This window comes from Streptomyces sp. NPDC127119 (assembly GCF_042677425.1).
GTDB lineage: Bacteria > Actinomycetota > Actinomycetes > Streptomycetales > Streptomycetaceae > Streptomyces.
On record NZ_JBHXTO010000269.1, the window covers coordinates 1 to 5508 of the forward strand.

At 69.6% G+C, this 5508-nt stretch carries 5 protein-coding genes; 3 read left to right on the forward strand and 2 right to left on the reverse strand.

The window, feature by feature from the left end; translation table 11 throughout:
- Positions 1 to 89: 89 nt before the first annotated feature.
- A complete protein-coding gene (locus tag ACFVH5_RS43775) occupies positions 90 to 665 on the reverse strand; it encodes a TerD family protein (RefSeq protein WP_328494927.1) in 576 nt (191 codons plus the stop codon).
- Positions 666 to 924: 259 nt separating this feature from the next.
- On the opposite strand from ACFVH5_RS43775, the gene arfB reads away from it, so the two are divergent.
- Complete coding sequence (gene arfB, locus ACFVH5_RS43780) at positions 925 to 1353, forward strand: alternative ribosome rescue aminoacyl-tRNA hydrolase ArfB (protein WP_384811123.1); 429 nt, start codon at positions 925 to 927, stop codon at positions 1351 to 1353.
- A 248-nt stretch (positions 1354 to 1601) separates the two neighbouring features.
- Here arfB and ACFVH5_RS43785 read toward each other — a convergent pair whose 3' ends face one another.
- The gene (locus ACFVH5_RS43785) at positions 1602 to 2165 is read right to left on the reverse strand and encodes a flavin reductase family protein (RefSeq protein ID WP_385839273.1); all 564 of its coding nucleotides are present in this window, start codon (positions 2163 to 2165) and stop codon (positions 1602 to 1604) included.
- A gap of 326 nt (positions 2166 to 2491) precedes the next feature.
- Between ACFVH5_RS43785 and cdgB the strand changes: the two genes are divergently transcribed.
- Positions 2492 to 4192 carry a diguanylate cyclase CdgB gene (gene cdgB, locus ACFVH5_RS43790; RefSeq protein WP_384811128.1) on the forward strand — a complete coding sequence of 567 codons (1701 nt, stop codon included), beginning with the start codon at positions 2492 to 2494 and terminating at the stop codon, positions 4190 to 4192.
- 118 nt (positions 4193 to 4310) lie between these two features.
- A complete protein-coding gene (locus ACFVH5_RS43795) occupies positions 4311 to 5306 on the forward strand; it encodes a carbohydrate-binding protein (protein WP_385839275.1) in 996 nt (331 codons plus the stop codon).
- Positions 5307 to 5508: the final 202 nt, after the last annotated feature.

A 5508-nucleotide genomic window follows, 5' to 3' on the forward strand; every position in this document is an offset into this window, starting at 1 on the left:
GGCCTGGAGGACCTCCACGTCCGGGTTCGCCAGCTCGTCCGCCAGCGCCTTCGCGACCTGCTCCGGACGGATGTCGTGCGCGTGCTGGATCAGACGTTGACGCCGAAGTCCTTCGCGATGCCCGTCAGGCCGGACGCGTAGCCCTGGCCGACCGCGCGGAACTTCCACTCGGCGCCGTTGCGGTACAGCTCGCCGAAGACCATGGCCGTCTCCGTGGCCGCGTCCTCGGAGAGGTCGTAGCGGGCGATCTCGGTGCCGCCAGCCTGGTTCACGATGCGGATGTACGCGTTGCGGACCTGGCCGAAGTTCTGCGAGCGCGTCTCGGCGTCGTAGATAGAGACCGGGAAGACGATCTTGTCGACGTCGGCGGGGAGGCCCGCGAGGTTGACGTTGATCGCCTCGTCGTCGCCGGCGCCCTCACCCGTGCGGTTGTCGCCCGTGTGGACGATCGTCTGGTCCGGGGTCTGCTTGTTGTTGAAGAAGATGAAGTGGGCGTCCGAGTAGACCTTGCCCTCGGGGTTGACCGCGATGGCCGAGGCGTCCAGGTCGAAGTCGGTTCCCGTGGTGGAGCGGACGTCCCAGCCGAGGCCCACGGTGACGGCGGTCAGGCCCGGAGCCTCCTTGGTGAGCGAGACGTTGCCACCCTTGGACAGGCTTACAGCCATTGTTGGGAGTCCTTCCCTCGTTATTCGTGCGTACGGATCGTGCGGTGCTGCGCGTCGGGCTTCGTACGGGACGAAGCTACCGCCATCCCTAAGAACGCCGATGGGGGTCCTCAGGGTTCCGCTCCTCTTTACTTTCTTTACCTGCGGGGTCGGCGGGCCGCGGCCGGGGGGCCGGGGTGCGGGGCGGGGGCGGGTCGGTGACCGTTCCGGTGCCGAAAAGCTGGTGACGTGGACCGGACGGACAGGGGACCATGGGTCCATGTCCGGTCCCTACGTCATCCGTGGCTCCGTCTCGCTGCCCGAGGCCGAGCTGATGTGGCGTTTCTCGCGCTCCTCCGGGCCGGGCGGCCAGCACGTCAACACGACCGACTCGCAGGTCGAACTGCGCTTCGACCTCGCGAAGACCCAGTCGCTGCCGCCGGTGTGGAAGGAGCGCGCACTCGCCAAGCTCGCCGACCGGCTGGTCGACGGGGTCGTCGCCGTGCGCGCCTCCGAGCACCGGTCCCAGTGGCGCAACCGGGAGACGGCGGCTGTGCGGCTCGCCTCCCTGCTCGCCGAGGCCAGCGCCCCGCCGCCCAGGACCCGCCGCGCCACCCGTATTCCGCGGGGAATCAATGAGCGCCGGCTTCGCGAGAAGAAACAGCGGGGCGACACGAAGCGCGGGCGTTCCGGGCGCGACTGGGGGTGAGGAAAGGGGTGTCGGGTGGGTCCGGCACTTCTTTCGGCTCTTCGCCCTGTGCTTCTCCTGGTACGTGCCCCGGCGCTTCTTACAGCACCTCTTTGTTCCCGGCGCTCTGTCGCCCCGCCGGTACCGCCCGGCGCGTGTTTTCTGACGGCTGAAGAAAAGCCCGGAGAAAAGTGAGGCGGGCACATGCCCGGCTTCACATTCGTACACGGTCGTTCGCGCTCGAATCCCCGGCGGGGCCCGGGAAAGGCCTAGTCCAACTGCCGGTAGCGGCCCCGGAAATACGCGAGCGGGCCACCTTCGGCGGTCGGCAGTGAGGACGTCAGGACCCGGCCGATCACCAGGGTGTGGTCGCCCGCGGTGACCCGCTGTTCGGTGCGGCACTCCAGGGTCGCCAGGGCGCCGTCGAGCAGGGGCGCGCCGGACTCCTTCCCGCGGACGTACGGCACGTCGGCGAAGAGCAGGCGGTCCGAGATGCGGTTCTTCATGGAGAAGCGGCTCGCGACGGAACTCTGGCCCTCGGCCAGCAGGGAGACGGCCCACAGGGGCTGTTCGTCGAGCAGGTCGTCCATGCGGGAGCCCTCGCGCAGGCCGATGAGGACGAGGGGCGGGTCCAGGGACACGGACATGAAGGAGGTCGCCGTCATGCCGACGTCCTCGCCGCTCGGGCCGTCCGGGTAGGCCTGCGGCTCGTGCGCGGTCACCAGGACCACGCCGGCGGCCAGCCGGGACATGGCCGCGCGGAACTCGTCGTTGCTCACCCCCACAGCATGCACGGGCGGGGCGGTCGGAGCGGCAGAGGGAGTGTTCAGCACACGAAGACGCTATTCTCCGCCGACGGTGGACACATCCGACCAACGTCGGAACCAGGTCCTAGGACTGAAGTGGGAGTGTGACCCGTATCTCTTACCAGGCGCGCGCACATGTTCCACAAATTTGCGTTCAGTAAACGCACCGCGAAAACACAGAAACTCTACTCAATTGTTCATCTTCACCTGTGACTTGAGTCACAGGTGCCATATTTTGTTGACCCTGTGTACCGAGTGGGCAGCGCGCTGTGATTCAGTGGCGGGGAAGCTGGCAGGGAGTAGGTGGGGAGAGAGCCCTGGAGTTGCTGTCGAGGTCTTCGAGGGGAGGGCGAATGGAGACCGAGTCGGAGCCGTACGTCCGCCTTGCGACCCTGCGGCAGCTGCACACGGTCATGGCGGACATGAACACGGCCCGCAGCCTGGCCGACACGCTGCAGACCGTGGCCGACGGAGTCGTCAACGGCCTCGGCTACGAACTGGCCGCCGTCAACCTCGTCCAGCCCGACGGCGACCTGGTGGTCGCCGCCCTCGCGGGCAACTCCGCCGCCGAAGCGCTCATCACCGGCCGCACGGGCTCCCGCGAGTCCTGGGAACGCCGGCTGAACATGGGCGAGGCGTGGGGCGACCTGCGGTTCATACCGCACACCGAGGGCTGGGTCCTCGACGAGGACGACGTCCCGCAGTGGTACACCGACGGCCCCGAACCGCGCTTCGAGGACGAGTGGCACCCCGCCGACCGGCTCTTCGCCCCCATGTACACCCCGAGCGTCCCCGGCGGCTCCTGCGGTGAGCTGATAGGCGTCCTGTCCGTGGACCGTCCGCGCAACGGACGGCATCCGGGCGCATGGGGCCGCGAGGCCCTGCAGATGTACGCGTTCCAGGCCGCCATAGCCATCAGCAACGCGCGTCTGCGAGCCAACATGCAGCGCGCGCTGGTCCGCCTGGAGCGCGAGCAGCAGGCGCTGCGGGCCAGCGAGGAATCCTTCCGGCAGGCCTTCGAGTACGCGCCCTCCGGCATGGCCGTCGCCGAGATGGGCGGCGACCAGCACGGCCGGATCCTGCGGACGAACGACGCGCTGTGCCGGCTCCTGGGCCGCCCCGCCTCCTCGATGCGCCGCTACGCGTTCTCCGACCTCGTCCACCCCGAGGACATCGGCACCCTGCTCAGGACCTCCGCCGAGGGCGGGCGCGCCGAGCTGAGGCTCTGTCGCCGCGACGGTACGTACGTGTGGGTGTCGCTGCGCAACAGCGTGGTCGCGGACGCCGCCGACGGGCCGCGCTTCCTGCTCACCCACGTCGAGGACATCGAGGAGCGCAAGCGCCGCGAGCTGCAGCTCGCCCACCGCGCCTCCCACGACTCGCTCACCGGCCTGCCGAACTCCGCGGAGCTGCGCTCCCGGCTCGCCGCCCGGCTGTGCGCCCGCCCCACGGCGATGGAACCCGGCGTGGTCGACACGATCGACGCGGCGTACGGGGAAGTGGTGGCCGCGCGCAACGCGAGCGCCAACGGCTACGACGTGAACGCCTACGACGTGAACGGGCACGGCTTCGACTACCGGCCGGTCCCGGACGCCCTGGACGCGTACGACCACCATGTGCACACCGTCACCCCCGAGGGGGAGCGCGACGACGGCACGAAGGGGCTCGCGGTGCTCTTCTGCGACCTCGACGGCTTCAAGTCGATCAACGACCGCTTCGGGCACAACGCCGGTGACTACGTGCTGATCGAGGTGGCCCGCAGACTGGGCGGCGCCGTGCGCGACGGGGACACGGTCGCCCGGCTCGGCGGCGACGAGTTCGTGGTGCTCGCCGACGGCCTCGGCCGGGCCGACGCGGAGGACCTCGCGGTGCGGCTGCGCAACGAGATAATCCAGCCGATCAGGGTCGACGGACGGGCCATGCGGGTCGGCGCCAGCTTCGGTATCGGGTGGGCACATTGCGGCATGACGGCGGACGAGGTCTTGCAGTCCGCTGACGAGCGGATGTACGTAGAGAAACGTTCTCGTCCCAAAGCGCACAGGCGTGCGGGCTGATCCGCAGGTCAGCGCTGTCATGCGAGCTGAGTCACCCGTTTGGGGCATCGGAACCGGGTAGGCTCGCCTTTCGATCCCCCGTACCGCATCTGTACCGCACCCGCTAGGAGACCAAGGGATGACGCCCGGCAACAACGGCGCGAGCACGCCCGAGGACGACGACCCGTTCGGCTATCTGTACGAGGACGGGAAGGCCGCCGGAGCCCAGCCGCCGAGCGGCGGTGGTGGTTACGGCTACCCCGGCTCGGTCAACCGCGTGCGTCCGGTCGGTGAGCGCCAGTACGGCCAGTCCGCCGCGCAGGCCGCCGCCCCCACCGCGCAGTACGGGCAGGTGCCGCAGCAGCAGGGCACGTACGGGCAGCAGGGGCAGCAAGGGCAGTACGGGCAGCCGAACGCGAACTACGCCACGTCCGAGAACTTCTCCGGCGGCGCGCCCACCGCGCACCAGCAGACGCACGGCGGCCGGGGCGGTGGCGGCCGGGGCCGCGGGCCCAACACCAAGGGTCTGCTGATCGGCGCCGTCGCCGTGGTCGCGGCCGTGGTGATCGGTATCGCCATCGCGATGACGGGCGGTGACTCGGACGACGACAAGAGCGGCGACGACACCGCGGGTCCGACCACGTCGGCCGGCCAGAGCGCCGAGCCGAGCGAGACGTCCAGCAAGGAGGCCGACGAGCCGGCCGAGCTGCCCGACATCGACGCGAAGGCACTGAAGCTCGGCGCCGGTGTGACGACCGCCTCGGACATCGAGGGCGCGAGCGCGGCGGGCGGCATCTACGTGACCGGCCTCAACCAGGTCGGCGCCGAGGTCACCTGGACCGTCAACGGCATCCCGAAGGCCGGTACGTACACCGTCTTCACGAAGTACAGCGTCCCCGGCAAGGACGCGAAGATGACGCTCACCGTGAACGGCAAGGAGTTCGGCACCAAGCTGAACCTGGGCAACTTCGCGAACGCCAAGGAGAACGAGTGGGAGAAGGGGTGGACGGAGACCTACTCCTGGCCCACTCTCACCAAGGGCACGAACACGATCTCCATCTCGTGCCAGGAGGGCGACGACTGTGACGTGCTCCTCGACCAGCTCCGGCTGAAGGCGGGCCAGGTCAAGAACTGAGGGGCGGTTCCGCTTGCCGCGGCGGGGTCCGGATTCGGGTGCGGGTCCGGTGGGGGCTGATCGCGCAGTTCCCCGCGCCCCTAAAAGATGCGCCGTTCCCCGCGCCCCCATCAGGGGCGCGGGGAACGGCGCCTACAGCCCCCCCCGGCCCGCACCCGAAGGAACACCCACCCCGAGCGCTACCGCCCGGGCGGCTGGCGCG